Genomic DNA, 26,236 nt, shown 5'->3' on the forward strand with positions numbered 1-26,236 from the left:
GGGCATCTTATCTCTCGTCCTGATCGGCGAAGCCCTGCTGTCGCCCTCAGGCGGCCGCCGTCTTCTTGAGCCCGGCGGCGTAACGCATGATCTCCTGCTCGGAAATCTCGTCTCCCTCGAGCATGCCGACGATACGTCCTTCACGCATCACCGCCACTCTCGTGCAGAGGCCGATGACCTCCGGCATCTCCGAGGACACGACGATGATCGACCGGCCGTCCCGGGCGAGCGCCGAGATGAAATGATAGATCTGCTGCTTGGTGCCGACATCGATGCCGCGCGTCGGCTCGTCGATGATGATGATCTGAGGCTCGGTCTCCATGACCTTGGCCAACAGCAGCTTCTGCTGGTTTCCCCCCGACATGCGGCCGGCGATGATATTGCCGTCGCGAACCCTGATGTCGAAGCGGCGCTTGGCCTTTGCCATCGCGGCCGCCTCGCTGCCCGGGCTGAGATAGCCGTGGCGAGCGTGCCTTTCGAGCGATTGCAATGTCAGATTGGCCACCATGCCGGAGCGCAGCAGCAGCCCCTTCGACTTGCGGTCCTTGGTCATATAGGCGAGCCCGCAGCGATTGGCGGCATGCACGTCGCCGGAGGGAACCGTCTCACCCTTGATGACAACCTCGCCGTCAAGACGGCTTCGCAAGCCGGCGATCGCTTCCATCAGCTCGGTGCGGCCGGAGCCGATCATGCCGGAGAAGCCGATGATCTCGCCCTTGCGCACCTCGAAGCTCGCATCCTTCACATAGCCCGTCGACACCGAGGCAACGCGGAGAACGACCTCCTCGTCCACGTCAGGTTCGACCTTGGCGGGATAAAGGCTGGAGAGTTCGCGGCCGACCATCAGCTGCGCGATCGATTCCCCGTCGAGAATGGAGGTCGGGGACGTCTTGATCCACTGGCCGTCGCGCAGCACCGTGACCCGATCGGTCAATTCCATGACCTCGTCGAGCTTGTGCGACACGAAAACGAAGCTCGTGCCCTGATCGCGCAGCTTGCGGACCTGCTTGAACAGCATATTGGTCTCTTCCCGCGACAAGACGGCGGTCGGCTCATCCATGAACACGACCCGCGCATCGCGGCTGATGGCCTTGGCGATTTCGACCATCTGTTTGTCGGCGATGGAAAGCGTGCTGATCAGCGCATTCTCGTCGACATGCGAACCGAGCACATCGAGAACCTTGCGGGTTTCCGACCGCATATATTTGCGGTCGAGCACACCGAAGCGCGTCACTTCTCGCCCGAGGAACAGGCTCTCCGTGACGGTCAGATGGTCGGCCAGGTTGAATTCCTGGTGAATGATGACGATGCCAAGCGCCTCGGCAGCGCCGTTGGGCGGCAGCACCACGGGCTTGCCGTCGAGCAGGATCTCGCCGGAACTTGCCTGCTCGAAACCGGACAATACCTTGACGAGAGTGGATTTGCCGGCGCCGTTTTCACCCATCAGCGCATGGATTTCGCCGGCCCGGAGATCGAAGTTCACGCTGAAGAGGACCTGCACCCCACTGAAGGATTTGCATATGCGCCTAGCGGACAGCACCACGGGTGCGGTGTCGGCGGCTTCCACGGTCATCTGTTCCTCCCCCAAGCGGCTCTCCATCCGCTCTGGATCTTATGTAAACCTTTACATACATCGTGTAAAGGTTTACATCATTGATTTGCACAGATCCGTTGAAGCCTGCCTTTGACCTCTCGACAAGTCTGTGTAGTGTCGCGGCGAAGACAGCCCAAGGCAGAGCTCAGTGTCGAATTCCACGCCCGCAACAATCGAAGACGTCGCCCGGATCGCCGAGGTCTCCATTGCGACGGTGTCCCGGGCGATCCACATGCCCGAGAAGGTCGCCAACTCCACCCGCCTCAAAGTCAACCAGGCGATCGCCATCACCGGTTATACGACCAATGCCATGGCCCGCAGCCTGAGGCTCGGCCGCTCCAACATGATCCTGGTCGTGGCGCCCGATATCGGCGACCCCAATTTCTCCAATATTCTCGTCGGGCTGGAGAACGAGGCGCGCGCGCACGGGTACGGCATCCTCATCGGCCACACCCAGAACGACGCCCAGCGCGGGCTGGAATATCTGAAATTCTTGAATTCCAACCAGGCTGCCGGGCTGATCCTGTTCACCGGCATCCTGCCCTTTGGGCATCAGACGATGACGGCGCGGCTGCCGCCGAGCGTCGGCGTTTTCGAGCCCGTCTTCAATGGCGGCATTCCCTATGTCGGCGTCGACGACACCGAGGGCGCTCGCAAAGCGGTGGACCTGCTGCTGGCCGAAGGGCATCGCAAGATCGCCTTCATCGGCGATTCGCGCACCCGGCTTGCCTATACCAGACGCCGCACGGGTTATGATGCCGGCCTCGACGCCGCCGGTATCCCGCCCGACTTGCGGATCGTTCTCGAAGGCGACGGCACGATCGAAAGCGGGCGGCATGCGGTCGAACAGCTTTTCATGCGCGACACGCTTCCCACCGCCTTCATGTGCGTCAACGACCAGACCGCGATCGGCGTCATGATCGGGCTCGGCGCGCGTGGCTACGACATTCCGCGGGATTTCTCGGTGACCGGTTTCGACGACGTGCCGCAGGCCGTATTCATATCCCCGCCGCTGACCACGATCCGCCAGCCGAGAACGGCAATCGGCAAGCAGGCGATGGCGCTGCTGCTGGAACTCCTGTCCGATGGCCGCCCGACCGAAACGGAAATCCTGCTGAGGGCGGATCTGGTGGTTCGAAACTCCGTCTCCGCGCCGTCGCGCAACTGGTCGAAGCGTTGAACGGATTAGGCTGAAAGCTTCCCGCCGCACCCGGTCGGAAAGGGTTTGCGCCGGCGGCGGGTGACCGCCGGCGCATTTTATCAGACGTAACGGTTGACGATATTCTCGAGCAGTTCCTGCTTGCCCGATCTCGGCTGTGGGTTGACATCCTTGCTCTCGACCCAATGGGCGATCTCGCCCAGCGAATATTCGCCGCGGAAGAGCTTTTGGCTTTCAGCCGAATCCCATCCGGCGTAGCGGTCCGCGAGCGGCTGCGAGAGCGCCTTGTCCTCGATCATCTTGGCCGCAGCCTTGAGGCCGCGGGCGCAGCAATCCATACCGCCGATATGGCCGATCAGCAGATCGGCTGGATCGAGCGACTGGCGGCGCAGCTTCGAGTCGAAGTTGGTGCCGCCGGTCTTGAAGCCGCCGCCTGCCAGGACGTGATAGTAGGCAAGCGCCATTTCGGGAACATTGTTCGGGAACTGGTCGGTGTCCCAGCCGGACTGGTAGTCGTTGCGGTTCATGTCGATCGAGCCGAAGATGCCGAGCGCATTGGCGAGCGCCAGTTCATGCTCGAAGGAGTGACCGGCAAGGATGGCGTGGCCCTGCTCGATATTGAGCTTCACCTCGTTTTCAAGGCCATGCCTCTTGAGGAAGCCGTAGACGGTGGCAACGTCGTAATCATACTGGTGCTTGGTTGGCTCCTGCGGCTTCGGCTCGATCAGGATGGTGCCCTTGTAGCCGATCTTATGCTTGTATTCGACGACGAGGTTGAGGAAGCGTCCGAGCTGGTCGAGCTCGCGGCCGATATCGGTGTTGAGCAGCGTCTCGTAGCCTTCGCGGCCGCCCCAGAGCACGTAGTTCTCACCGCCGAGCTTCTGCGTGGCGTCGATGCAGGTCTTGACCGTCGCAGCAGCGAAAGCAAAGACATCCGGATCCGGATTGGTGGCTGCACCCGACATATAGCGGCGGTGTGAAAACAGGTTCGCCGTGCCCCAGAGCAGTTTGGTGCCGGTGGCGGCCTGCTTTTCGGCGAAATAATCGACGATCTCGTTGAGGTTCCTGGTGTTCTCGGCAAAGTTCTTGCCCTCGGGACGCACGTCGGCGTCATGGAAGCAATAATAGGGCGCGCCGAGCAGCGAGAAGAATTCGAAGGCAACGTCGGCCTTCAGCTTGGCGGCCTTCATCGTGTCCTCGAACCAGGGACGCAGGAAGGTCTGGCCGCCGAAGGGGTCGCCGCCCGGCCAGGTGAAGGTGTGCCAGTAGGCCACCGCAAAGCGCAGATGGTCTTCCATGCGTTTGCCCAGGACGATCTCGTCCGGCTGGTAATAGCGGAAGGCCAGCGGATTGGTGCTGTCGGGGCCTTCGTATTTTACTTTCTGGATATCGCCGAAAAATCCGGTGCTCATGTCAGGTCTCCTTGGGTTCGTATCTTTTCGAAGTTCTGAATTGTTGGTCTACGCCAGAGGCCCCCTCATCCGACCCTTCGGGCCACCTTCTCCCCGGGTCCGAAGGACGGGTCGAGACGCGTGGCTCGACCCCGGTCGGTGCCGGCAGGCGGATGAGCGGGCCGCTGGTTCCGGTTTCTAATGCGCCAGCGACTTGATCGCCGGATAGAGCGCCCGATAGCGCTTGTAGGCATCCTCGTAAGCGCCGGTCAGCGCCAACACCGGTTCGATCGTGCCTGACGTTACCGGCGGCGTGCAGACGGCGATCGGGTCTGCCCCTGTTGCGGCGATCAGGCCGAGGCGGGCGGCGCCGAAGGCCGCGCCGAAATCGCCGTCGGCGGGCAGGTCGACGGGAACGCCGAGGGCGGTCGCGATCGACGCCAGCCAGTAACGCGAGCGCGAACCGCCGCCGATTGCCGTGACCCGGGATATGTTGGTGCCGGCCGAACGCAGCGCTTCGAGATTGTCACGGATGGCGAAGGCGACACCTTCGAGCACCGCCTGGGTGAGAACGACACGGCTGCTTTCATGTTCGAGGCCGATGAAGACGCCGCGGATGACGGCGTCATTGTGCGGCGTGCGTTCGCCGGAGAGATAGGGTAGGAAGGTGACGCCTGTGGGCGCCTTCAGCGTCTCGCCGAGCTCACCGGTAAGATCGGCGGCCGATTTGCCGGTGACGCCGGAATGCCAGTTGAGCGCATCGGTGGCCGACAGGATGACGCCCATCTGATGCCAGGTGTTCGGCAGCGCATGGCAGAAGGCATGCACGGCGCTTTCCGGCTTCGGCAGGTAGGAGCCGTTGGCGGCAAACAGCACGCCCGAAGTGCCGAGCGAAACGAAGGCGGCTCCGTCGCTGACCGTGCCCATGCCGCAGGCCGAGGCCGCATTGTCGCCCGCGCCGCCGGCAACGACGACATCGCCTGATATGCCCCATTGCGCCGCGAGTTCAGACCGCAGCTTGCCGGCCTGCTCGGTGCCTTCGACGAGCGCCGGCATCTGCTCTTGGGAAAGACCGGTGGCGGCAAGCAGCTCGGACGACCACGCGCGCTTGCCGGTGTCGAGCCAGGAGGTGCCGGCCGAATCCGACATTTCGGAGATATATTCCCCGGTCAGCCAAAGACGCAGATAGTCCTTCGGCAACAGCACCTTGGCGATCTTAGCGAAGACAGCGGGCTCGTGCTTTGCGACCCAGGCGAGCTTCGGCGCCGTGAAACCGGGGAAGACGATGTTGCCGGTGAGCGCGCGGAAGCGCGGATCGGCATCGAGTGCCGCGGCCTCGATGTAGCTGCGCGTGTCGTTCCAGAGGATGCACGGGCGCAGGACCTTGTCGCTGGCATCGATGAGCGTCGCGCCGTGCATCTGGCCGGAAAGGCCGATACCCCTGACCGCGGCCAGCTCTTTCGGATGCTTCGCCTTGAGGCCGGCGACAGCCTTCTCGGTGGCACGCGCCCAGTGGGCCGGCTCCTGCTCCGACCAGCCGGAATGCGGACGCGAAACGTCGAGCGAACCATTGGCCGAGCCGACGATCTTTTGATCGCCGTCGATCAGCATCGCCTTGACGCCGGAGGTTCCGAGATCGAGACCGAGATACATGGGGTATTCTCCTTTGCCGTTACGGCAGATTGTCTTTCAGGAATATGTCGAGGCGGATGCGCTCCTGCGCTTCAATGACGGCAAGCCCGTCTGCCTTGGCTTTCAGCACCCGGATCGCGCTGCGCACCTCATGGCCGGCGTCCTGGTTGAGGATCGCATCGATCGTGTTGTCGAGGAGTGCTGCGCGGGTGTGGGCGGTCAACTCGTGGGCAATCACGGTCAGCGTCCGATCGACGGCTTTCTCCTTCAACGCCCGGATCAGCCCGCGATTGCCGGCGCCGAGGCTGTAGACGCCGACGATGCCGGCATTCCTGGCGAGCGCATCGGCAACGAGCCCATGGGCGACCTCCGGGTCGTCGCGGCCTTCGAGAACCGACAGGATCGCCAGATCCGGAAATTCCTCTGCTATAACGGCGGTGAAGCCCTCCAGCCGCTCGCGATGGTCGCGCACCAGCATGGAGCCGGCAAGCACCGCAATCTCGCCTTTTCGCGGCCCGAGAAATCGCCCGAGCAACCGGGCGGCGGTGCGGCCGGCAGCGATATTGTCGACGCCGGCATAGTGATGGCGCAGCGAGCCGGTGAGATCGGAAACCAGGGTGACGATGGGAAAACGCTCGCGCACCAGCCTGTCGACGGCGGCGCGTACTTCGGCCGCATCGGTCGCAACCAGCGCAATGCCGCAGGGCTTTTCCCGGGAAAGCCCTTCAAGCACGGAGACGAGGGCGGCGGGATCGAAGGCCGGCACCTCAATGGTGCGGATATCGGTACGCTCGGCCGACGAACGGACGATCGCCTGCCGGATCTCGGCATTGAGCCCGTGCATGAAGGAATTGTCGCTGGCCGGAAGGATGAAGACCAGCGGATAGGTGCGCCCCTTCGCGAGATTGGCGGCGGCGACATCTCTGATATAACCGAGCTCACGGATCGCGTTCTCGACCTTCGCCCGCGTGACGTGACGCACACCGGGACGCTGGTTGAGAACCCGGTCGACAGTCGCGAGACTGACACCGGCGGCGGCAGCGATATCGTGAACAGTTGGCCTCATCATTCCTCCTGACGAGACCATTAACGCCAAATTTGATGTACGTAAATCAAAAAATCGAACAGGCCGGTTTCCTTGTCGATTTTCCGCATGGATGGCCCGGTTCGAACCGATCCGCCAGCGATCATTTTCCCGATGGCACGGAAGCTGGAAACCCGCAACAAAAAGGCCCTCCGGAGAGGGCCTTTTCAAACGGCGGCAGGCCGGAGGTCAGTGGCCGCCGCCGCCTCCCCCGCCTTGCGGCGCGGGTTTCTTGATCATGGCGACACCGAAGATCATCGCGACAAAAAGCACGGTCAGGATCAGGAATATATCGCTGAAAGAGAGGATGACCGCCTGCTTGGTGGCAAGGCCGACCATCTGCTTGACCGCGACCGAGGCGCCATCCATGCCATAGGTGTTGAAATTGGCGGCCATGTTGTTCATCTGGTCGACCGCCGCCGGATTGCCCCAATCCATATTCTCCCGCAGCCGCTCGTAGTGCACGTCCTGCCGGTTGGTGAGCACAGTGTTGATGACGGCAAGGCCGACGGCGCCGCCGAGGTTTCTGGTCAAGTTGAACAGGCCGGACGCACCGCGAATGCGCGATGGCGGCATCGTGCCGAGCGCGATGTTGTTGATCGGCACCATGCACATCATCAGCCCGAAGCCACGCAGAATCTGCGGGATGAAGAGTTCGTAGAAATCCCAGTCCGCCGTCAGGTGGATCATGATGTATGTGCCGGCGGCGAAGCTGATGAAGCCGATCACCATCATCAGCCGCAGGTCCATCTTGGTCGACAGCCGGCCGGCGATCGGCGCGGTGAAGAACATCGCAAGCCCGGAGACGAACATCGTCTGGCCGATCATCAGCGAATCATAGCCGCGGATACGGCCGAGATAGACCGGATAGATATAGGTGAGACCATAGAGGCCGATGCCCATGACGAAAGAGAAGATCGAGCCGAAGGAGAAATTCCGGTTCGCAAAGGCCTTGAGATCGACGACAGGAAAATCCACCGTGAAGGCGCGATAGAAGAATACGATGGCTGCAACGCCGGAAGCGACGGCAGCAATCGCGATGGAACTGTCGTTGAACCAGTCGTTCGAATTGCCCTCTTCGAGCACATATTCCATCGCACCGAGGAAGATGCCCATCGAGAACAGCCCCCACCAGTCGAACTTCTTGAAGAGCGACAGTTCCGGCTTGTCGAAATCGATGAAGTTCCAGGTGACGATCGTGACGATGATGCCGGGGACGATATTGACGAGGAACAGCCAGTGCCACGAAAATGCATGGCTGAGATAGCCGCCGACGGTCGGGCCGATGGTCGGCGCCAGCGTCGCGATCAGGCCGATGATCGGCGAGACGATGCTGCGCTTCGACGGCGGGAAAATGGTGAAGGCGGCCGCAAACACCGACGGGATCATGCCGCCGCCGATGAAGCCCTGGATGGCCCGGTAGACGATCATCTGGTCGATATTCGTCGCCGTCGCCGCAAGCGCGCTGGCCATGGTGAAGCCGGCGGCCGAGATCGCAAAGAGATAACGCGTCGAGATAATGCGCGCCAACGTGCCCGATAGCGGGATCATGATCACTTCGGCGATCAGATAGGCCGTCTGCACCCAGCCGACCTCGTCGCTGCCGGCCGAAAGGCCGGCCTGGATTTCGGCAAGCGAGGCCGAGACGATCTGAATGTCGAGGATCGACATGAACATGCCGAGCACCATCGCGAAGAAGGCGATGAGCTTCTTCGGATCCATGCGCTCGTCGACGTGGGCAGGCGCTGCGGGAATCGTCCCGGCTGTTGCTGTCGCGCTTCCGGCCATCAGACCACCTCCGCCTTCCGCCTTTCGAAAGGCTTACTTGCCCGGCGCCGTGCGGGTATCGACGTCGACGACGACGCTGAGGCCCGCGCGCAGACGCCCGCTGTCGAGCGCATCCTGCGGCAGCGCGATGCGTACCGGCACCCGCTGGATCACCTTGGTGAAGTTGCCCGTGGCATTTTCCGGCGGCAGCAGCGAGAAGACCGAGCCGGAAGCCGGCGAGATCGACTCGACGGTGCCGACAACAGGATGGTCGCTATAAGCGTCGACATGGACATTGACCTTCGAGCCGGGAACCAGATGCTGGATCTGCGTTTCCTTGAAGTTGGCGTCGATATAGAGCTGACGCACCGGAACGAGCGCCATCAGGCGCTGGCCGGGCGAAACGAGATCGCCTTCCTGGACCGAGCGGTTGCCGACAATGCCGTCATAAGGCGCTTTGAGCACGGTGAAGGAGAGGTCGCGGGCGGCTTTGTCGCGCGAGATCTCAAGCGAGCGGACCGAGCCTTCGGCCTCTCGGCGTTGGGACTGAAGAATGGTGACGTTGGCATGCGCAACCGCGATGTTGGCGTCGCCGCCGGCCAGATTGGCCTTCGCCTGGTCAAGGGCGATATTGGCGTTGTCGAGATCGGCAGCCGTACCGACCGACTTCGCCTGAAGCTCGCTTTGGCGCTTCTGGGTGATCTCGGCGCCGCGAACGGCCGCTTCGAGTGCCACCTTCTGCGCCCGCGCCTGCACGAGGCTGGCATTGGCGCCTTCGATCTGTGCGTCGATGCGCTGCAGCGAAAGCTGTTCGGTGGCGATCTGGGCCTGGGCCAGGTCGAGGGCGTTCTGATAGTCGCCGTTATCAAGCGTGGCGAGCACGTCGCCCGCTTTGACTTCCTGGTTGGCGACCACATTCACCTTCGCGACGTAGCCCGTGACCTTCGGCGAAATCGTTGCGATATCGCCCTCGATATAGGCGTCGTCGGTCGACACCATGAAGCGGCCGTTCGTCCACCATTCGTAACCATACCAGCCGCCGCCGGCGAGAAGAGCAAGCACGACGATCGGCAGCACCGGGCTGCGGCGCTTCTTCGCAGCCGCGGGCGTGGCAACCGAAGCCGGCGCCGACTGCGCGGGGGCAGACGGCTTTTCCAGGACTTCCGCCGTCGGCGCCTCAGCAACGGTCACGACCTCGGCCTCTTCGGGTCGGGCGTTTTCGCTGACGATCCGCGCGACGTTACTTTTCTGGTTGCTCGACATGGCCACTTTACCGATTTGGAGTAAATAATCGAACTGAACGGTTCGGTTCAGTTGACTTAAACCTGTTTTCCCGTCATATCAAGGTGTATAGAACCAATCGGTTCGATTTCTTTTAATGAAAATACGAAATCGTGAACACGGTTAAGGAGACATGACGCTGAAACCCGACCACGCCGCCGTCTTGAGCCCCCCCGTTGGGGGAGGCCGATTTGCCGCGGGCGAAGATCCGGCCAAACGCCAGCAGATTCTCGCCGGCGCCAAGCGCGTCTTCATGAAAATGGGTTTCGACGCCGCCAGCATGAACGACGTGACGCGCGAGGCAGGAGTCTCCAAGGGAACGCTCTACGTCTATTTCACCAACAAGGAAGAGCTGTTTTCGGCGATGATCGAGACCGAGCGCGCCGCCTTCGTGGCGGCCGTGCGCACAGCGCTTGCCGAACATGACGATCCCGAAGCCGGCCTGTACGAATTCGGGATAAGCTTCGTCACCTATATGACCGATGAAAAGGTCATCAACGCGATGCGCACCGTTCTCGGCGTGCGCGACCGCATGCCGGTGCTCTCTCAGCGCTTTTTCAAGGGCCCGGAAAACCTGCGCACCATCATGCGCGACTTCCTGGAACGGCACGTCGCCGAAGGCAGGCTCGAGATCGACGACATCGACCTGGCCGCCGGCCAGTTTCTCGATCTCGCCAGCGGCAGTTTTTTCAAGCTCCGCCTGTTCGGAAGCATGGAAGAGCCGCCGCCCCGCGAGGAAATCGACCGTGTCATCCGCGGTGCGATCCGGGTCTTCATGGCCGCCTACGGCGCGCGCCGGCACGAGACCACCTGACCGCACCCTTGACCGCCGCTTCCCGTGGGCCAAAATCCCGCAATAGCGATCAAATCCGGCTGCCGGCTTTTCTTTAAGGAAGAAGCTGCAATCAGGAGAATGAGGATGAGCGCCGTCGCACGGGCGATCTGGTTCATAGAAAGCCATTTCGAAAACGATCTATCGCTGGAAGAGATATCGGAAGCAGCCGGATTGTCGCGCTACCATCTGTCACGTGTCTTCGGGCTCGTCACCGGCCACTCGATCAGCGGTTATATAAGAGGGCGGCGTCTCAGCCGCGCCGTACCCGCGCTCGTCGACGGCTCATCCACCATTCTCGAGGTTGCGCTTTGCGCGGGCTACGGCTCGCACGAGGCTTTCACCCGTGCCTTCCGCGACCAGTTCGGCATGACGCCGGATGCGGTGCGCAGACAGGGCCACGCCCGTAACCTTATCTTGCTGGAGCCGATCAGAATGGACCCCGCCCACCTCAACGACCTCGAACCGCCCCGCTTCGAAACCCTGCAGCCGATGCTCGTTGCCGGCCTGCAGGAGATCTACCCCTATGGCGGCAATGCCGCCATCCCTTCTCTCTGGCAGAAGTTCAATGTCCATTTCGGCCATATCTCCGGCCAGAAGGGCAACGTAGCCTATGGCGTCTGCACACATATCACAGGCGAAGCGGAGAAATTCCGCTATATGGCCGCAGTCGAAGTCTCCGATGCCGGCGATCTGCCAGCGGATTTTGCAACGCTCAAGCTTCCAGGCCAGCGCTACGTCGTCTTTGCCCATCGCGGCCATGTCTCGGGTATTTCAGCGACGATGAACCGGATTTTTGGCGCATGGTGGCCAACCTCGGGCCTGGAGCACGGCGAGACACCCGACATGTTCGAACGTTACGACGAGCGCTTCGACCCCTATACCGGCATGGGCGTCACCGAAATCTGGCTGCCCATTAAGGAATAAAAGTCACATCGATTTCGTATACCCCCTTGCGGCGCTTGCGTGGCGGGCCGCCGACACTACATTGCGCGCGTCCTCCAATCATGTGACGCAAGAGGGATATAAGCTGATGCAGGAAATCATGACGCTCATTCAGGATCCGGCCGCCTGGGTGGCGCTCATCACGTTGGTGGTGATGGAAGTCGTTCTCGGGATCGACAACCTGATCTTCATTTCCATTCTCACCAACAAACTGCCGCCTGAGCACCGGGAGAGGGCCCGCAAGATCGGCATCGGTCTCGCCCTCGTCATGCGCCTGGCGCTGCTCGGCACCATCGCCTGGATCGTGCAGCTGACCGAACCGCTGTTTACGGCCTTCGGCCACGGCTTCTCCTGGAAGGATCTGATCCTGATTGCCGGCGGCTTGTTCCTCGTCTGGAAAGCCACCAAGGAAATTCACCACACCGTCGATCCCTTGGACCACCAGGAGGATTTCATCGCAACGTCGGCAACGACAGGCTTTGCATCGGCGATCGGCCAGATCCTGCTGCTCGACCTCGTCTTCTCGGTCGACAGCATCATCACCGCCGTCGGCATGACGCCGCATCTGCCGATCATGGTGATTGCCGTTATCGCCGCCGTCACCGTCATGCTGGTCGCCGCGAACCCGCTTGCCAACTTCATCGAGAGGAACCCGACGATTGTCATGCTGGCCCTCGCCTTCCTGCTGATGATCGGCACGACGCTGATCGCCGACGGCATGGGCTTCCATGTGCCGAAGGGCTACGTCTACGCCGCCATGGCCTTCTCGGCACTGGTCGAGGTGCTGAACATGTTCGCCCGCAATGCCCGCAAGCGGAAGCGCGAAGGCACGCATTGAGGCTGAAGTGGGAGGCGCGGCGAAACCGGCGCGCCTCACCTCGCTGCCATCGGGCCTTTGCAGGTGTGGTTTTTCTTGACGCGCCCGGTTGAATATGGCCTAAGGCCAGCCGAACGGACGATCGGCGAATGGTGCGGGCGAATGCCCTTTTTCGGCCGGTTTGCCGATGAAGATATCTGCATCCTTCCGGCCGAACATCGCTTTCCCGCGAATACCGTCCGGCATTCATTGACGGGCACACACAATGACAGTTTCCGGGACAGCTACCGGCGTCCGCGTCCGCATCGCTCCCTCGCCGACCGGCGAGCCGCATGTCGGCACCGCTTACATCGCTCTCTTCAACTATCTCTTCGCCAAGAAGCACGGCGGCGAGTTCATCCTGCGCATCGAGGATACCGATGCGACGCGCTCGACCCCGGAATTCGAGACGAAGGTGCTGGACGCCCTGAAATGGTGCGGGCTGGAATGGAAGGAAGGCCCCGATATCGGCGGCCCCTACGGCCCTTATCGCCAGTCCGACCGCAAGCAGATGTACCAGCCCTACGCACAGGAACTGCTGGACAAGGGACATGCCTTCCGCTGTTTCTGCACGCCTGAGCGCCTCGAACAGATGCGCGAGGGCCAGCGCGCCGCCGGCAAGCCGCCGAAATATGACGGTCTCTGCCTCAGCCTGACGGCCGAGGAAGTCACCTCGCGCATGGCCGCTGGCGAAACGACCGTTATCCGCATGAAGATCCCGGCCGAAGGCTCGTGCGACTTCACGGACGGCGTCTATGGCGATGTCTCCATCCCGTGGGATTCCGTCGACATGCAGGTGCTGATCAAGGCCGATGGCATGCCGACCTATCACATGGCCAATGTCATCGACGACCATCTGATGAAGATCACCCATGTGGCGCGCGGCGAAGAGTGGCTGGCTTCGGTGCCGAAGCACATCCTGCTCTATCGCTATTTCGGCTGGGACCAGCCGGTCTTCATGCATCTGTCGCTGATGCGCAATGCCGACAAGTCGAAGCTGTCGAAGCGCAAGAACCCGACCTCGATCTCCTATTATTCCGCGCTCGGTTATATTCCCGAAGCGCTGATGAACTTCCTCGGCCTGTTCTTCATCCAGATCGCCGAAGGCGAAGAGCTGTTGACGATGGATGAGCTCTCCGAGAAGTTCGATCCGGAGAACCTCTCCAAAGCAGGCGCGATCTTCGACATCCAGAAGCTCGACTGGCTGAACGGCCGCTGGATCCGCGAGAAGCTCTCCGAAGAGGAATTCCAGGCGCGCGTGCTTGCCTGGGCGATGGAAAACGACCGCCTGAAGGAAGGTCTGCGGCTGTCGCAGACGCGGATCTCCAAACTCGGCGAACTGCCCGATCTCGCCGGCTTCCTGCTGAAATCAGATCTCGGCCTGCAGCCTTCCGATTTCGCCAAGATCAAGTCGCCGCCGGAAGAGATCCTCGAGATCCTCAACACCGTTCAGCCGGATCTCGAAAAGATCCTGGAATGGAATGTCGAGACGATCGAAGCGGAGTTGCGCGCCATCGCCGACCGCATGGGCAAGAAGCTGAAGGTCGTGGTCTCGCCGCTCTTCGTCGCCGTGTCCGGCTCGTCGCGCTCGCTGCCGCTCTTCGACTCCATGGCCATTCTCGGCCGCTCCGTCGTGCGTCAGCGCCTGAAGCTTGCCGCGCAGGCCGTCGCCGCCCTCGTCGGCTCGAAGTAAGAACAGTCAGAGGATTTCGACAATGGCTGACAACAAGACCGAAAACACGCTCTCCTCCGACGCAACTGAGGTGCGCGCCCAGAAGCTGAAGCTGCTGCGCGAGCAGATCGGCGACGTCTATCCGGCGCATTTCCACCGGACGATGACCAATGCCGAGCTGGCTGCGAAATACGACGGGCTGGAGCCCGACACCGAGACGCAGGATGTCGTCACCGTTGCCGGCCGTGTCTATTCCTCGCGCAACTCCGGCATGTTCATGGACATCCACGATGCGGGCGGCAAGATCCAGATCTTCAGTCACAAGGACACGACTCCGGAAGAAGCCCGCGCCCTGCTGCCGATGATCGACATCGGCGATATCATCGGCGTCACCGGCATCGTGCGCCGCACCAAGCGCGGCGAACTAACGATCAACGCCCAGAAGATCGAAATGCTGACCAAGTCGCTGCTGCCGATGCCCGAGAAGTGGCACGGGCTCTCCGACATCGAGCTGCGTTATCGCAAGCGCCATCTCGACATCATGACCAACGAGGATTCGAAGCTTCGCTTCCAGCAGCGCTCGAAGATCGTCTCCGGCATCCGCCGCTTCATGGAGAATGACGGCTTCATGGAAGTCGAAACGCCGATGCTGCAATCGATCTATGGGGGCGCCACCGCCGAGCCGTTCAAGACGCATCACAACACGCTGAAGCTCGACATGTATCTGCGCATCGCGCCGGAACTGTTCTTGAAGCGCACGCTGGTCTCGGGTCTCACCGACAAGGTCTTCGAGATCAACCGGAACTTCCGCAACGAAGGCGTCTCCACCCGGCACAATCCCGAATTCACGATGATGGAATGTTATTGGGCCTATGCCGATTACGAGGACATGATGGACCTCGTCGAGCGGCTGTTCGAAGGCCTGGCGCTCTCCATTCACGGCACGACGGAATTCGATTTCGGCGACAAGCGGTTGTCCTTCAAGGGGCCGTTCAAGCGCGTGCCGATGCCCGATGCCGTCAAGGAAGCCACCGGCATCGATTTCCTCGCCATCAAGACCGATGAAGAGGCGCGCACCGCCGCCAAGGCTGCCGGCTTCGCGGTCGAGAAGGATTGGACTTGGGGCGAATGCCTCGCCTTCATCTTCGAGGAAAAGGTCGAATCCACGCTGATCCAGCCGTCGCATGTCACGCATTTCCCGAAGGATATCTCACCCTTCGCCAAGGAAGTGCCGGGTGAGCCACGCCTGGTCGAGCGTTTCGAGACCTATTGCAACGCCTGGGAACTCGGCAACGCCTTCTCGGAGCTCAACGATCCCGAAGAGCAGCGCCGCCGCATGGTCGAGCAGCTCGAACAGGCGCATGCCCGCGGCGAAAAGGAAAAGCAGCTGGACGAGGAATTCCTCGACGCGATCGACCAGGGTATGCCGCCGGCAGGCGGCCTCGGCATCGGCGTCGACCGCCTGATCATGCTTCTGACCAACGCGCCGTCGATCCGCGACGTCATCCTCTTCCCGGCCCGCCGCAACAAGGCCGACTGACCGGAAGAAAACAGAGAAGAACGAAGCGGAGTGCCAGCCGGCGTTCCGCTATTTTCATGCCATCCGTTCAGTGGGCCTTGGCGGGCGCGGTTTCCGGCGGCTCTTCGGCCGGGGCTTCAGCCACCACATCGGCGCTCCCGCCCTCCGGCGCAGGCGCCGCTTCGCGTTCGGCCGGAGGGGCGGCACCATGACCGCCACCCGCAGCCTTCGTTTCCTTAGCTTTTTCGCCGTTCTTCGTCGAGCCAACCGCAACCGGATCGACGCAATCCTCCGGATCCTTGAAAGCGGCGCTGATCATGGCGACCTCGTCTGACGGCATGTCTATCCGCTCGCCGAAGAACAGCCCGTTTTCGCTGGCCTTGCCGTCATAGTAGCGCGCCGTATAGGGCTTGTCGTCGAGGCCGGGAACGGCCTTGTCGGGATGCGGGATATAGACGACATCGGCGCCGATCGCCCGGCCGCGAATGTCGGCGCGCAGGGTGGGGCCGTTCTCGTCGAGGACCACCACCTGCACCAGATCCGGCTTCTGCGCGGCATAAACGGCCTGGGCGACACGAAGTGCGGTCGTGACGCGCGTCATCCCGTCGGTCGGTTCTGTCTTGATGTATTTGCGCACCCAGACGCGGTTCTGCTTGCGGATCGTCACCAGGTTGACGTCGCTGCATTCGAGCCCGTAGCCACCACCGGCGGCACCGATCAGCCTGTCCTTGCCGACATAGATGGCCGCACCGCCGGAAACGCCCGCCAGAAGAGCGACTCCACCGATGATGATTGCCAATTTCCGGGAAGGCCGGAAGATGCGCAGTAAGGCCTTCACGCCAACTGCTCCGCCATCTGAAACTCCAACGCAGGACAAGTGCTGAGAACGTTAAGGAAATCACGTTTCCGAAAGTTTAAGTGGGCGTGTGAAGCCTGCGCCATTTAAAGAAAACACCAAAAAAGGTCCGCTTCTCCAAGCGGCTTGCCACGGCCTATTCCACCATGCTCTAAACGCTGATGGCCTTCACGCTTCGCCAGGTTCAATATTTTGTCGCCGTCGCCGAACAGGGTTCGGTGACTCGCGCTGCACAGAACCTTTCGATCTCGCAATCCTCGGTGACGGAAGCGCTGAAGGAGCTTGAAACCGACCTCGGCGTCGCGCTGTTCGAGCGCCATCCGCGCGGCCTGACGATCACCCATAACGGCCACCAGTTTCTGCGCCATGCGACCAAGATTCTGGCCTCCGTCTCCGATGCACGGACCAGTTTTTCCGGCCAGCAAAGCGCCCTCTCCGGCACGCTGAATATCGGCGTCACTTCGCTTGTCGCCGGCTACGTGCTCTCCGACCTTCTGGCGCGATACCGGCGCGCCTGTCCGGGCATCGAGGTCAGCGCCATCGAGGACAATGGCGGCTATCTCGAACACCTCCTGGTCGGCGGCGAACTGGATGTTGCCGTCATGGTGATCTCGAATCTGCGCGATCGCATGGCGCTGCAGGCGGAAATCCTCGAAACCTCGCCCTACCGTCTATGGCTGCCGATGGGCCATCCGCTGGTATCGGCCGACATCATCTCGGTCGCCGACATCGCCCGCGAACCGCTGATCATGCTGACGGTCGACGAAATCGAGGAGAACACCGGCAAGCTGCTCTCGGCGCTCGGCGCCCGCCCGCATGTCGCCTTCCGCACCCGCTCGGTGGAGGCCGTGCGCAGCCTGGTGGCGACAGGCGCCGGCGTGGCGCTGCTTCCCGATCTCGTCTATCGCCCTTGGTCGCTGGAAGGCGATCGTATCGAAAGCCGTGACGTCTCCGGTTCGCTGCCGGTCGTCCAGGTCGGCATGGTCTGGCGCAAGGGCTCCAGCCTGCCGCAGGCGGCACGCGATTTCGTCGGCATCGCCGAAAGCCTGCGCTCCGGCCGCATCCGCTGATATCGGAATTTCCGATAACGCCTTTCTGATAAATGAATTTGCGAAAGCGGCTTTTTCGCGTCACCTTTTCATCCGGGAACAAACCGCCACGGAAAGTGGCACCAGACCGGGAGACGGATGATGACCAATCTGTTGAAATCCTGCACGGCGGCACTCGCCTGCCTGAGCTTCGCAACGCAGGGGATCGCCGCCGAACCGCTGAAGGCGCTCGGCAAAGCCGAAGGCGCGGTCAGCATCGTCGCCTGGGCCGGTTATATCGAGCGCGGCGAAACCGACAAGAACTACGACTGGGTCACCGATTTCGAAAAGGAGACCGGCTGCAAGGTTTCCGTCAAGACCGCCGCCACCTCGGATGAAATGGTCTCGCTGATGAACGAGGGCGGCTTCGATCTCGTCACGGCATCGGGCGACGCGTCGCTGCGCCTCATCGCCGGCAAACGTGTCCAGCCGATCAACACCGATCTGATCCCGAGCTTCAAGACCGTCGACGAGCGCCTGCAGAAGGGCCCGTGGTATACGGTCGGCGGCGTGCATTACGGCGTGCCCTATCTCTGGGGGCCGAATGTGCTGATGTATAATACCGATGCCTTCAAGGACAAGGCGCCAACCAGCTGGAACGTCGTCTTCGAGGAGCAGACGCTGCCCGACGGCAAATCGAACAAGGGCCGCGTCCAGGCCTATGATGGCGCGATCTATATCGCCGACGCCGCCATGTATCTGATGGCCCACAAGCCGGATCTCGGCATCAAGGATCCCTATGAACTGACCGAGGACCAGTACAAGGCCGCCCTCGACCTCTTGCGCGGCCAGCGCAAGCTGGTCTCCCGCTACTGGCACGACGCGATGATCCAGATCGACGACTTCAAGAATGAAGGCGTCGTCGCCTCCGGCTCCTGGCCCTTCCAGGTCAACCTGCTGCAGGCCGACAAGCAGAAGATCGCCTCCACCTTCCCGGAGGAAGGCGTCACCGGCTGGGCCGACACGACCATGCTGCACGCCGACAGCGAGCATCCGAACTGCGCCTATATGTGGATGGAACATTCACTGAAGGCCAAGGTCCAGGGCGATGCAGCCGCGTGGTTCGGCGCCGTGCCCTCCGTTCCCGCCGCCTGCAAGGGCAACGAGCTGATGGGCGACACCGGCTGCGCCACCAACGGCTTCGATCACTTCGACAAGATCAAGTTCTGGAAGACCCCGGTCGCCAAATGCACGACGCAGAGCGAATGCGTGCCCTATCATCGCTGGGTGTCGGATTATATCGGCGTGATCGGCGGGCGGTGAATCGGGCCGGTCCGCGGGGGTAAAGTCCCCTCCCCAACCCCTCCCCACAAGGGGGAGGGGCTGCGAGTGGCACCGTCGAATCCTGCCGAAACGCCAAGGTATTTGCGAAAGGCTACGGCAGGTTAAGCCCCTCCCCTTGTGGGGAGGGGTTTGGGGCGGGGTCTTCAATAACCAAGACCGAGCCCTCTCTAAACATCCAAGATCTGGAGCCCTCAAATGACGTCAGCCGTCCGTTTCCAGCAGGTATCGCGCCATTTCGGCCAGGTGCGCGCCGTCGACGGCGTCGATCTCGAAATCGCGCCGGGCGAATTCTTCGCCATGCTCGGACCCTCCGGCTCCGGCAAGACGACGTGTCTCCGATTGATCGCCGGCTTCGAACAGCCGACATCAGGCCATATCCAGATCTTCGGCGAGACGGCCGACGGCGTTCCGCCCTATCGCCGCAACGTCAACACCGTGTTCCAGGACTACGCGCTCTTCCCGCATCTCAACATTCTCGACAATGTCGCCTATGGGCTGATGGTCAAGGGCGTCGGCAAGGCGGAACGGGTGAAGGCTGCCGGCGATGCCCTCGAACTCGTCAAGCTGCCGGGTTATGGCGGCCGCCGCCCCGGCCAGCTGTCCGGCGGCCAGCGGCAGCGCGTGGCGCTCGCCCGCGCGCTGGTCAACAAGCCGAAGGTGCTGCTGCTCGACGAACCGCTCGGCGCACTCGACCTGAAACTGCGCGAGCAGATGCAGGAGGAATTGAAGAGCCTGCAGCGCGCCCTCGGCATCACCTTCGTCTTCGTCACCCACGATCAGGGCGAGGCGCTGTCCATGGCCGATCGCGTCGCCGTTTTCAACGACGGCAACATCGTTCAGCAAGGCACGCCGCAGGATATCTACCGCTGCCCGAAGACCCGCTTCGTCGCCGATTTCGTCGGCTCCTCAAACGTCATCGCGCCTGATCTGATGGCCTCGCTCGGCGGCGAGAAGCGCTGGGCAAGCCTCCGTCCCGAAGCGATCCGGCTGGCAAGCGACGGCGTCGAGGCGAAAGTCGAAAACGCAAGCTTCCTGGGCGCAGCCACCCGTCTCAGCGTCGATCTCAAGGGCAGCCGGCTGCACGTCATGCTGCCTGCGGGCGCGCCCGTGCCCGATGTCGGCGCCGGCATCCGTCTCGCCTGGCAACCTGCCGATATCCACTATATGGATGATGCGGCATGACAACCCTCACCATGTCAGGCGGCAAGACATCGATCCTTCCGGGGCGCGGCGGTTTCTTCGGCCAATTGTCGGATGCTTTCTGGCGGCGCCCGAAGCTGCTGCTCTTCCTGATGCTGACGCCGCCGCTGCTCTGGCTGGGGATCATCTATATCGGCTCGCTGATCGCCCTGCTTCTGCAGAGCTTCTTTTCGATCGACGATTTCTCCGGCCTGGTGAATTACGAATTCACCCTCTCGACCTATGCCCAGCTTCTCAGCCCGACGAATTTCGACATCATCATCCGCACCGTCGTCATGGCAGCGCTGGTCACCATCGCTTCTGCCCTGATCGCCTTTCCGATCGCTTACTACGCGGCGCGTTATGCGCAAGGCAAATGGAAGGCGCTGTTTTATCTCGGCGTCATGCTGCCACTCTGGTCGAGCTATCTCGTCAAGATCTATGCCTGGAAGCTGATCCTTGCCAAGGAAGGCATCCTTACCTGGATCTTCGAAAAGCTCCATCTCTCCCGGCTGCTCGACGGCATCCTGAACCTGCCTATCATCGGCGGTAACTCGCTGTCGGTGAGCTACCTCGGCACCTTCATCGTCTTCGTCTATATCTGGCTTCCCTATATGATCCTGCCGACGCAGGCAGCCCTCGAGCGTGTGCCCGGCAACCTGATCGAGGCTTCGGCCGATCTCGGCGCCACGCCACGCCAGACGTTCCGCACCGTGCTGCTGCCCTTGGCGCTGCCCGGCATTGTCGCCGGCTCGATCTTCACCTTCTCGCTGACATTGGGCGATTACATCATCCCGCAGATCATCGGCTCGTCCAGGCTATTCATCGGCCAGGCGGTCTATGCCCAGCAGGGAACGGCCGGCAACGTGCCGCTGGCGGCCGCCTTCTCGGTCGTGCCGATCGTCATCATGGCGCTCTATCTCTCGCTCGCCAAGAAGATGGGGGCTTTTGATGCGCTCTGATCTTAAGACCTCGCCGCTGCCTTTGAAGATCGCAGCTGCCGTCGGCCTCCTCTTCCTGCACCTGCCGATCCTGCTGATCTTCGTCTATGCCTTCACCACCGAGGAAAAGAGTTATCAATGGCCGCCGCCCGGCCTGACGCTGCAGTGGTTCACTGTTGCGTGGAACCGGCCGGATGTCTGGTCGGCGCTCGGGCTTTCCGTGCAGGTCGCCGTCATCGCCACCGCGATCGCGCTGATCCTCGGCACGCTCTGTGCGGCAGCCGTCAGCCAGACGAAATTTTTCGGCCGCGAGGCGATCTCGCTGCTGGTTATCCTGCCGATCGCCCTTCCCGGCATCATCACCGGCATAGCGCTGCGCTCCGCCTTCAGCCTGTTCGACATCCCGTTTTCGGTCTGGACCATCGTGCTCGGCCACGCCACTTTCTGCGTGGTCGTCGTCTACAACAATGCCGTCGCCCGCTTCCGCCGCACATCCGGCTCGCTGATCGAGGCGTCGATGGATCTCGGCGCCGACGGCTTTCAGACTTTCCGCCATGTCATCCTGCCGAATATCGGCACCGCCCTTCTGGCCGGCGGCATGCTGGCTTTCGCGCTGTCCTTCGACGAGGTCATCGTCACCACCTTCACCGGCGGCCAGCAATCGACCTTGCCGATCTGGATGCTCGAAGAACTCATTCGCCCGCGCCAGCGCCCCGTCACCAATGTGGTCGCCATGGTCGTGGTGCTCGTCACCTTCCTGCCGATCCTGGCAGCCTACTACCTCACCCGCGACGGCGACCAGATCGCCGGCGCCGGCAAATAACAGGGAGAACATCATGGATATCCAAATGCTGATCGGGTCCCGCTTCGAAAAAGGCACGGAGACGGAAGAGCACATCCTGAACCCGAAGACCGGCGAGACGGTGATCGACCTTCCCGAGGCCTCACTTTCCCAAATCGACGCCGCCGTCGATGCCGCCGAAAAAGCCTTCGCAAGCTGGTCGCAGACGACGCCGGGCGAGCGTTCCGGTTACCTGCTGAAGATCGCCGACGCGATCGAAAAGGATGCCGCGGGCTTCGCGACGCTGGAGGCTTTGAATTGCGGCAAGCCGATCAATTCCGTGCTGAACGACGAGATCCCGGCGATCGTCGATTGTTATCGCTTCTTCGCCGGCGCCGTGCGCAACCTGCACGGCCCGGCCGCCGGCGAATACCTGCCCGGCCACACCTCGATGATCCGCCGCGATCCGATCGGCATCGTCGGCTCGATCGCGCCGTGGAACTATCCGCTGATGATGATGGCCTGGAAGCTGGCGCCGGCGATCGCCGGCGGCAACACCGTCGTCTTCAAGCCTTCGGAACAGACGCCGCTGACGGCGCTGAAAATGGCGAAACTACTCTCCGAAATCCTTCCCGAAGGCGTCGTCAACGTCATCCTCGGCCGCGGCGAAAGCGTCGGCAACGCCCTGATCAACCACGCCAAGATCGGCATGATCTCGATCACCGGCGATGTCGCGACCGGCAAGAAGGTGCTGCAGGCCGCCGCCAAGACGGTCAAGCGCACCCATCTGGAACTCGGCGGCAAGGCGCCGGTCATCGTCTTCGACGATGCCGATATCGATGCCGTCGTGTCCGGCATCCGCACCTTCGGCTATTACAATGCCGGCCAGGACTGCACCGCCGCCTGCCGCATCTATGCCGATGCCAAGGTCTACGACAACTTCGTCGCCGACCTCTCCTCGGCCGTCGCGAGCATCCGCTTCAACCAGGCCGACGATACCGAAAACGAAATCGGTCCGCTGATCTCCAGGCGCCAGCGCGACCGCGTCGAAAGCTTCGTCGCCCGCGCCTCCGAACACAAGCACATGGAGATCACCACCGGCGGCAAGGTCTCCGGCGACAAGGGCTTCTTCTTCGCCCCGACCGTCATAGCAGGCGCCCAGCAGGACGACGAGATCGTCCGCCGCGAGGTCTTCGGCCCGGTCGTCTCGGTCACCCGCTTTTCCCAGGCCGACGATGCCATTGCCTGGGCAAACGACAGCGACTACGGCCTCGCCTCCTCCGTCTGGACCAGGGATATCGGCCGCGGCATGAAGACCGCCGCCCGCCTGCAATATGGCTGCACCTGGATCAACACGCACTTCATGCTGGCCAACGAGATGCCGCATGGCGGCCTCAAACAGTCGGGCTACGGCAAGGACATGTCGGTCTACGCGCTGGAAGACTACACCGCCGTGCGCCACGTGATGATCAATCACGGCTGAGCGTCTGCATCGAAAGGCCGGGAGACGCCACGGTTCTATCGCGTTATTCCGTTCTACACGATCCGGAACAATTTCCCGGCTGCGGCGTCTTTCTCAGGCAAACGAAAAGGATGATGTCATGCTGAAATGGGCTCTGATTTTTTTCGTGATTTCGATCATCGCCGGCTTCTTCGGCTTCTCCGGCGTCTCCGCAGCCACCGCAACGATCGCCCGCGTTCTCTTCGGGATTGCACTGGTGATCTTCCTGATCTTCCTGGTCCTTGCGCTGATGGCCGGCCAAGCGATCTTGTGAGCAGAAACGCAGCCCCTCCGTCACCTTGTTTCTAATGACAGGGCGCGGTGAGCGTCTGGGGCGGCGTCCCTTTAGCACGTGGTCTTTCAAGATGATATCGCTTCGGCGCATGCTTACGACAATACCGCCCTAAGCCAGGGATGCATTCTGTTTGTTCGCTTTCTCAGCAGCCTGTCGATCGATATCGATCCCGCACCTGAAGCCGTCAGCACGAACATGCCGCCGGCAATCGCCAGGTCCTTCTCGAAATGCAGCAGCTCGTTCTGGCTTGCGAAATTCGTGTGGAAGAGCAAGGCGGTCGCCAGGCAGAAGAGCCCCAGCGCCAGTGCACCAAGCCGGGTGAGGAAGCCTGTCGCAAGGGAAAGGCCGGCACCGAGCTGAAGGGCAATGGTGGCAAATGCCACCGGCGCCGACAGCCCCAGTTTTGCGAAAGTGTCGAGCGTCGCGGTGATATCCGAGGCGAGTACCAAGCCTTCGTGCAGGAAGATCAGCGACAGCAGCAGCCTGCCCAGGAGAAGAATGAGATCGGCCGGCCGGGGCCGGCTTGAGGCGCTGTCCATCATACCCTCCGTTTTGAAGAGCAGGTGATTGGCCACCCGCTCCGGCAAGGCCGCATTATAGCAGGCTCGCCCCGACATTGATCGCCAGCGCCAGGATCGTCGTGTTGAACAGGAACGACAGCACGGCATGCAGCAGCGTCAGCTTGCGCATGCTGGTCGAACTGACCGCGACATCCGCCGTCTGCGCGGCAACGCCGATGGTGAAGGAGAAGTAGAGGAAGTCCCAGTAGCCCGGCTCTTCGATCCCGTCGGGAAACTTGAGGCCGCCCTCCTCGTCCGCCCCACCATAGAAATAATGGGCATAGTGGATGGTGAAAAGCGTATGCAGGAAGATCCAGGAGATCAGGATGGTCAAAATCGCCGCACCTGCCCGTGCCAGCGCGACGTCAGGTGCTGCCTCCTTGATCGAATGAAGCTCGATGCCGATGCCGGCGATGCTGGCAAGGGCGGTACCGATCGAAAGAGCCAGGAGGACGGTGTCGGAGAAATCGAGATCCGCGGAGCGTTTGCGGATGCTTTCGACCGTCGCCCGCAGCATCTTGCGCCAGCTGAGCGCGACAAAAACGCCGGCGCTGACATTCCAGCCGAACAGGATATTGCCGGCGCTGACCTCGCGCGAGGTCACAGCCAGGAAGACCGCCAGTCCGGCAAGAGCGGCGATGATGAAACTCGCATGTTTATAGGCAAATGCCGCGAGCGAATTTGCCCTCTCCTCATCCGCCATATCGGCCCCCGGCAGCATATGCCCTTGATAACAGCACGAAAAAGGCGCGCCTGCCAGCCGGCAGCCGCGCCTCCGATTGCATGCCGTGCCTATCAGGCGGCGGCGAGCTGCAGTTCCTTCTGCACCATGCTGCGCAACGTTCCCAGATCCTTGGCAAAGGCGCGGATGCCTTCGGCGAGTTTTTCCGTCGCCATCGCGTCTTCGTTCATCAGCCAGCGGAAGGTCTTCTCGTCGACCGAGACCTTCGGATCCGGCTTGCGACTATCAGGCGAGAGCTTGCGCTCCAGCTTGCCCTCATCCTTGGCGAGCTCGTCGAGCAGGTTCGGGCTGATCGTCAGGCGGTCGCAGCCGGCAAGGGCTTCGATTTCGCCGGCGCTGCGGAAGGAAGCGCCCATGACGATCGTCTTGATGTCGTTGGCCTTGTAGTAGTTGTAGATTTCACGGACGGAGATGACGCCCGGATCTTCCTCGGCGGTGAAGTCCTTGCCGGTCGATTTCTTGTACCAGTCGAGGATACGGCCGACGAAGGGCGAGATCAGGAATACCTTGGCGTCGGCGCAGGCAATCGCCTGGGCCTTGCTGAAGAGGAGCGTCAGGTTGCAGTCGATGCCTTCCTTCTGCAGCACTTCCGCGGCGCGGATGCCTTCCCAGGTGGAGGCGAGCTTGATGAGGATGCGGTCCTGATCGATGCCGCGATCCTTGTAGGCGGCGATGATCGCGCGCGCCTTGGCAAGCGAAGCCTCGGTATCGAAGGAAAGATCGGCGTCGACTTCGGTCGAGACGCGGCCTGGGACGAGCTTCACCAGGGCGGCGCCGACGGAGATGGCGAGGCGATCGGCGACGGCCGATGAAACGGCTTCAGGATTGCCGCCCTGCTTCTTGCCCCAGGCGACGGCTTCCTTGATGGCGTCGGCGAACATCGGCGTGCCGAGCGCCTTCAGCACGATGCTCGGGTTCGTCGTGCAATCCACCGGCTTCAGGCGGGCAACGGCCTCGATGTCGCCGGTATCGGCGACGACGGTGGTAATCTCGCGAAGTTGGTCAAGCTTGGATGTCATGGTCAATAATCCTTGTTGAACTTGGGCTGCGACCGGCGCGCGTTCCGCCCGGCAAAGGTGATCTACCGACAGGTTGTTTGCAAGCTGCAGGCGAAAATGCGCGCATCCGTCACGGATGATTCATAAACGTGAAGGACAGTCGCCATGTTCCGGCCGCCAGCGAACGGCGGCTCGAACACCAGCGATGCCGCCTGCGGCTGGAAGGCCGGTCGTGACTTTCGGGATGCCCGCACTATGTCCTCCTCGATGGACAAGAAC

Annotated in this window: 23 protein-coding genes; 13 read left to right on the plus strand and 10 right to left on the minus strand. The window is 62.0% G+C overall.

Annotated elements, in window-relative coordinates; all coding sequences use genetic code 11:
* Positions 1–46: 46 nt before the first annotated feature.
* On the minus strand, positions 47–1,573 hold the full coding sequence (locus PO860_RS17655) for a sugar ABC transporter ATP-binding protein (protein ID WP_275037916.1): 1,527 nt from the start codon (positions 1,571–1,573) through the stop codon (positions 47–49).
* A 169-nt stretch (positions 1,574–1,742) separates the two neighbouring features.
* On the opposite strand from PO860_RS17655, the gene PO860_RS17660 reads away from it, so the two are divergent.
* Positions 1,743–2,774, plus strand: a complete 1,032-nt coding sequence (locus PO860_RS17660; RefSeq protein ID WP_275037917.1) for a LacI family DNA-binding transcriptional regulator — start codon at positions 1,743–1,745, stop codon at positions 2,772–2,774.
* Positions 2,775–2,854: 80 nt separating this feature from the next.
* Here PO860_RS17660 and xylA read toward each other — a convergent pair whose 3' ends face one another.
* The 5 genes from xylA to PO860_RS17685 all read right to left on the minus strand — a co-directional run bounded on the left by xylA (position 2,855) and on the right by PO860_RS17685 (position 9,890).
* The gene (gene xylA, locus PO860_RS17665) at positions 2,855–4,165 is read right to left on the minus strand and encodes a xylose isomerase (protein ID WP_272784886.1); all 1,311 of its coding nucleotides are present in this window, start codon (positions 4,163–4,165) and stop codon (positions 2,855–2,857) included.
* Between the two features lie 177 nt (positions 4,166–4,342).
* Positions 4,343–5,797, minus strand: coding sequence for a xylulokinase (gene xylB / locus PO860_RS17670; protein WP_275037918.1), 1,455 nt, complete (start codon positions 5,795–5,797; stop codon positions 4,343–4,345).
* Between the two features lie 19 nt (positions 5,798–5,816).
* Positions 5,817–6,842, minus strand: a complete 1,026-nt coding sequence (locus tag PO860_RS17675; RefSeq protein WP_183609442.1) for a LacI family DNA-binding transcriptional regulator — start codon at positions 6,840–6,842, stop codon at positions 5,817–5,819.
* Positions 6,843–7,049: 207 nt separating this feature from the next.
* Entirely contained in the window at positions 7,050–8,648 is a 1,599-nt protein-coding gene (locus PO860_RS17680) for a DHA2 family efflux MFS transporter permease subunit (protein ID WP_183609441.1), read from the minus strand.
* Between the two features lie 33 nt (positions 8,649–8,681).
* Positions 8,682–9,890 (minus strand): HlyD family secretion protein, encoded by a 1,209-nt coding sequence (locus PO860_RS17685; RefSeq protein ID WP_275037919.1) that lies wholly within the window; start codon positions 9,888–9,890, stop codon positions 8,682–8,684.
* A 151-nt stretch (positions 9,891–10,041) separates the two neighbouring features.
* Here PO860_RS17685 and PO860_RS17690 point away from each other — a divergent pair, with 151 nt between their 5' ends.
* The 5 genes from PO860_RS17690 to lysS all read left to right on the plus strand — a co-directional run bounded on the left by PO860_RS17690 (position 10,042) and on the right by lysS (position 15,753).
* Positions 10,042–10,722, plus strand: a complete 681-nt coding sequence (locus PO860_RS17690) for a TetR/AcrR family transcriptional regulator (RefSeq protein WP_273881709.1) — start codon at positions 10,042–10,044, stop codon at positions 10,720–10,722.
* 105 nt (positions 10,723–10,827) lie between these two features.
* Positions 10,828–11,667 (plus strand): AraC family transcriptional regulator, encoded by an 840-nt coding sequence (locus tag PO860_RS17695; protein ID WP_275037920.1) that lies wholly within the window; start codon positions 10,828–10,830, stop codon positions 11,665–11,667.
* A 106-nt stretch (positions 11,668–11,773) separates the two neighbouring features.
* A complete protein-coding gene (locus PO860_RS17700) occupies positions 11,774–12,523 on the plus strand; it encodes a TerC family protein (protein WP_183609438.1) in 750 nt (249 codons plus the stop codon).
* 244 nt (positions 12,524–12,767) lie between these two features.
* Positions 12,768–14,234 carry a glutamate--tRNA ligase gene (gltX, locus tag PO860_RS17705; RefSeq protein ID WP_273881707.1) on the plus strand — a complete coding sequence of 489 codons (1,467 nt, stop codon included), beginning with the start codon at positions 12,768–12,770 and terminating at the stop codon, positions 14,232–14,234.
* A 22-nt stretch (positions 14,235–14,256) separates the two neighbouring features.
* Positions 14,257–15,753: a lysine--tRNA ligase gene (lysS, locus tag PO860_RS17710; protein ID WP_272784880.1), complete on the plus strand. Its 1,497-nt coding sequence runs from the start codon at positions 14,257–14,259 to the stop codon at positions 15,751–15,753.
* Positions 15,754–15,820: 67 nt separating this feature from the next.
* On the opposite strand, the gene PO860_RS17715 is transcribed toward lysS, so the two are convergent.
* Positions 15,821–16,570 carry a hypothetical protein gene (locus tag PO860_RS17715; RefSeq protein ID WP_272784879.1) on the minus strand — a complete coding sequence of 250 codons (750 nt, stop codon included), beginning with the start codon at positions 16,568–16,570 and terminating at the stop codon, positions 15,821–15,823.
* 179 nt (positions 16,571–16,749) lie between these two features.
* On the opposite strand from PO860_RS17715, the gene PO860_RS17720 reads away from it, so the two are divergent.
* The 7 genes from PO860_RS17720 to PO860_RS17750 all read left to right on the plus strand — a co-directional run bounded on the left by PO860_RS17720 (position 16,750) and on the right by PO860_RS17750 (position 23,636).
* A complete protein-coding gene (locus PO860_RS17720) occupies positions 16,750–17,658 on the plus strand; it encodes a LysR family transcriptional regulator (protein ID WP_017995223.1) in 909 nt (302 codons plus the stop codon).
* 120 nt (positions 17,659–17,778) lie between these two features.
* Positions 17,779–18,939, plus strand: a complete 1,161-nt coding sequence (locus PO860_RS17725; protein WP_272784878.1) for an ABC transporter substrate-binding protein — start codon at positions 17,779–17,781, stop codon at positions 18,937–18,939.
* A 216-nt stretch (positions 18,940–19,155) separates the two neighbouring features.
* On the plus strand, positions 19,156–20,142 hold the full coding sequence (locus PO860_RS17730; protein ID WP_275037921.1) for an ABC transporter ATP-binding protein: 987 nt from the start codon (positions 19,156–19,158) through the stop codon (positions 20,140–20,142).
* Positions 20,139–21,101: an ABC transporter permease gene (locus PO860_RS17735; protein ID WP_272784877.1), complete on the plus strand. Its 963-nt coding sequence runs from the start codon at positions 20,139–20,141 to the stop codon at positions 21,099–21,101. The genes PO860_RS17730 and PO860_RS17735 overlap by 4 nt, the downstream gene beginning before the upstream one ends.
* Positions 21,091–21,903, plus strand: a complete 813-nt coding sequence (locus PO860_RS17740; protein ID WP_183609430.1) for an ABC transporter permease — start codon at positions 21,091–21,093, stop codon at positions 21,901–21,903. The genes PO860_RS17735 and PO860_RS17740 overlap by 11 nt, the downstream gene beginning before the upstream one ends.
* A 13-nt stretch (positions 21,904–21,916) precedes the next feature.
* Positions 21,917–23,344 (plus strand): gamma-aminobutyraldehyde dehydrogenase, encoded by a 1,428-nt coding sequence (locus PO860_RS17745; protein ID WP_273885715.1) that lies wholly within the window; start codon positions 21,917–21,919, stop codon positions 23,342–23,344.
* 118 nt (positions 23,345–23,462) lie between these two features.
* Positions 23,463–23,636, plus strand: coding sequence for a DUF1328 domain-containing protein (locus PO860_RS17750; RefSeq protein WP_003552965.1), 174 nt, complete (start codon positions 23,463–23,465; stop codon positions 23,634–23,636).
* A gap of 113 nt (positions 23,637–23,749) precedes the next feature.
* Here PO860_RS17750 and PO860_RS17755 read toward each other — a convergent pair whose 3' ends face one another.
* The 3 genes from PO860_RS17755 to tal all read right to left on the minus strand — a co-directional run bounded on the left by PO860_RS17755 (position 23,750) and on the right by tal (position 25,978).
* Entirely contained in the window at positions 23,750–24,199 is a 450-nt protein-coding gene (locus PO860_RS17755) for a DoxX family protein (RefSeq protein WP_183609428.1), read from the minus strand.
* A 52-nt stretch (positions 24,200–24,251) separates the two neighbouring features.
* The gene (locus tag PO860_RS17760) at positions 24,252–24,920 is read right to left on the minus strand and encodes a DUF1345 domain-containing protein (RefSeq protein WP_273885714.1); all 669 of its coding nucleotides are present in this window, start codon (positions 24,918–24,920) and stop codon (positions 24,252–24,254) included.
* Between the two features lie 92 nt (positions 24,921–25,012).
* Positions 25,013–25,978: a transaldolase gene (gene tal, locus PO860_RS17765; protein WP_097618150.1), complete on the minus strand. Its 966-nt coding sequence runs from the start codon at positions 25,976–25,978 to the stop codon at positions 25,013–25,015.
* Positions 25,979–26,236 lie beyond the last annotated feature (258 nt).

It is taken from the genome of Rhizobium binxianense (genome assembly GCF_028994275.1).
GTDB classification, from domain to species: Bacteria; Pseudomonadota; Alphaproteobacteria; order Rhizobiales; family Rhizobiaceae; genus Rhizobium; species Rhizobium binxianense.

Excerpts from the sequence above, each read along its gene's own strand:
- PO860_RS17740 (WP_183609430.1), top strand. The coding sequence starts at position 21,091 with ATGCGCTCTGATCTTAAGACCTCGCCGCTGCCTTTGAAGATCGCAGCT.
- gltX (WP_273881707.1), top strand. The coding sequence starts at position 12,768 with ATGACAGTTTCCGGGACAGCTACCGGCGTCCGCGTCCGCATCGCTCCC.
- PO860_RS17720 (WP_017995223.1), top strand. The coding sequence starts at position 16,750 with ATGGCCTTCACGCTTCGCCAGGTTCAATATTTTGTCGCCGTCGCCGAA.
- lysS (WP_272784880.1), top strand. The coding sequence starts at position 14,257 with ATGGCTGACAACAAGACCGAAAACACGCTCTCCTCCGACGCAACTGAG.
- PO860_RS17695 (WP_275037920.1), top strand. The coding sequence starts at position 10,828 with ATGAGCGCCGTCGCACGGGCGATCTGGTTCATAGAAAGCCATTTCGAA.
- PO860_RS17735 (WP_272784877.1), top strand. The coding sequence starts at position 20,139 with ATGACAACCCTCACCATGTCAGGCGGCAAGACATCGATCCTTCCGGGG.
- PO860_RS17730 (WP_275037921.1), top strand. The coding sequence starts at position 19,156 with ATGACGTCAGCCGTCCGTTTCCAGCAGGTATCGCGCCATTTCGGCCAG.
- PO860_RS17755 (WP_183609428.1), bottom strand. The coding sequence starts at position 24,199 with ATGATGGACAGCGCCTCAAGCCGGCCCCGGCCGGCCGATCTCATTCTT.
- PO860_RS17745 (WP_273885715.1), top strand. The coding sequence starts at position 21,917 with ATGGATATCCAAATGCTGATCGGGTCCCGCTTCGAAAAAGGCACGGAG.
- PO860_RS17680 (WP_183609441.1), bottom strand. The coding sequence starts at position 8,648 with ATGGCCGGAAGCGCGACAGCAACAGCCGGGACGATTCCCGCAGCGCCT.
- PO860_RS17750 (WP_003552965.1), top strand. The coding sequence starts at position 23,463 with ATGCTGAAATGGGCTCTGATTTTTTTCGTGATTTCGATCATCGCCGGC.
- PO860_RS17685 (WP_275037919.1), bottom strand. The coding sequence starts at position 9,890 with ATGTCGAGCAACCAGAAAAGTAACGTCGCGCGGATCGTCAGCGAAAAC.
- PO860_RS17760 (WP_273885714.1), bottom strand. The coding sequence starts at position 24,920 with ATGGCGGATGAGGAGAGGGCAAATTCGCTCGCGGCATTTGCCTATAAA.
- PO860_RS17700 (WP_183609438.1), top strand. The coding sequence starts at position 11,774 with ATGCAGGAAATCATGACGCTCATTCAGGATCCGGCCGCCTGGGTGGCG.
- PO860_RS17675 (WP_183609442.1), bottom strand. The coding sequence starts at position 6,842 with ATGAGGCCAACTGTTCACGATATCGCTGCCGCCGCCGGTGTCAGTCTC.
- xylA (WP_272784886.1), bottom strand. The coding sequence starts at position 4,165 with ATGAGCACCGGATTTTTCGGCGATATCCAGAAAGTAAAATACGAAGGC.
- PO860_RS17655 (WP_275037916.1), bottom strand. The coding sequence starts at position 1,573 with ATGACCGTGGAAGCCGCCGACACCGCACCCGTGGTGCTGTCCGCTAGG.
- PO860_RS17690 (WP_273881709.1), top strand. The coding sequence starts at position 10,042 with ATGACGCTGAAACCCGACCACGCCGCCGTCTTGAGCCCCCCCGTTGGG.
- xylB (WP_275037918.1), bottom strand. The coding sequence starts at position 5,797 with ATGTATCTCGGTCTCGATCTCGGAACCTCCGGCGTCAAGGCGATGCTG.
- tal (WP_097618150.1), bottom strand. The coding sequence starts at position 25,978 with ATGACATCCAAGCTTGACCAACTTCGCGAGATTACCACCGTCGTCGCC.
- PO860_RS17725 (WP_272784878.1), top strand. The coding sequence starts at position 17,779 with ATGACCAATCTGTTGAAATCCTGCACGGCGGCACTCGCCTGCCTGAGC.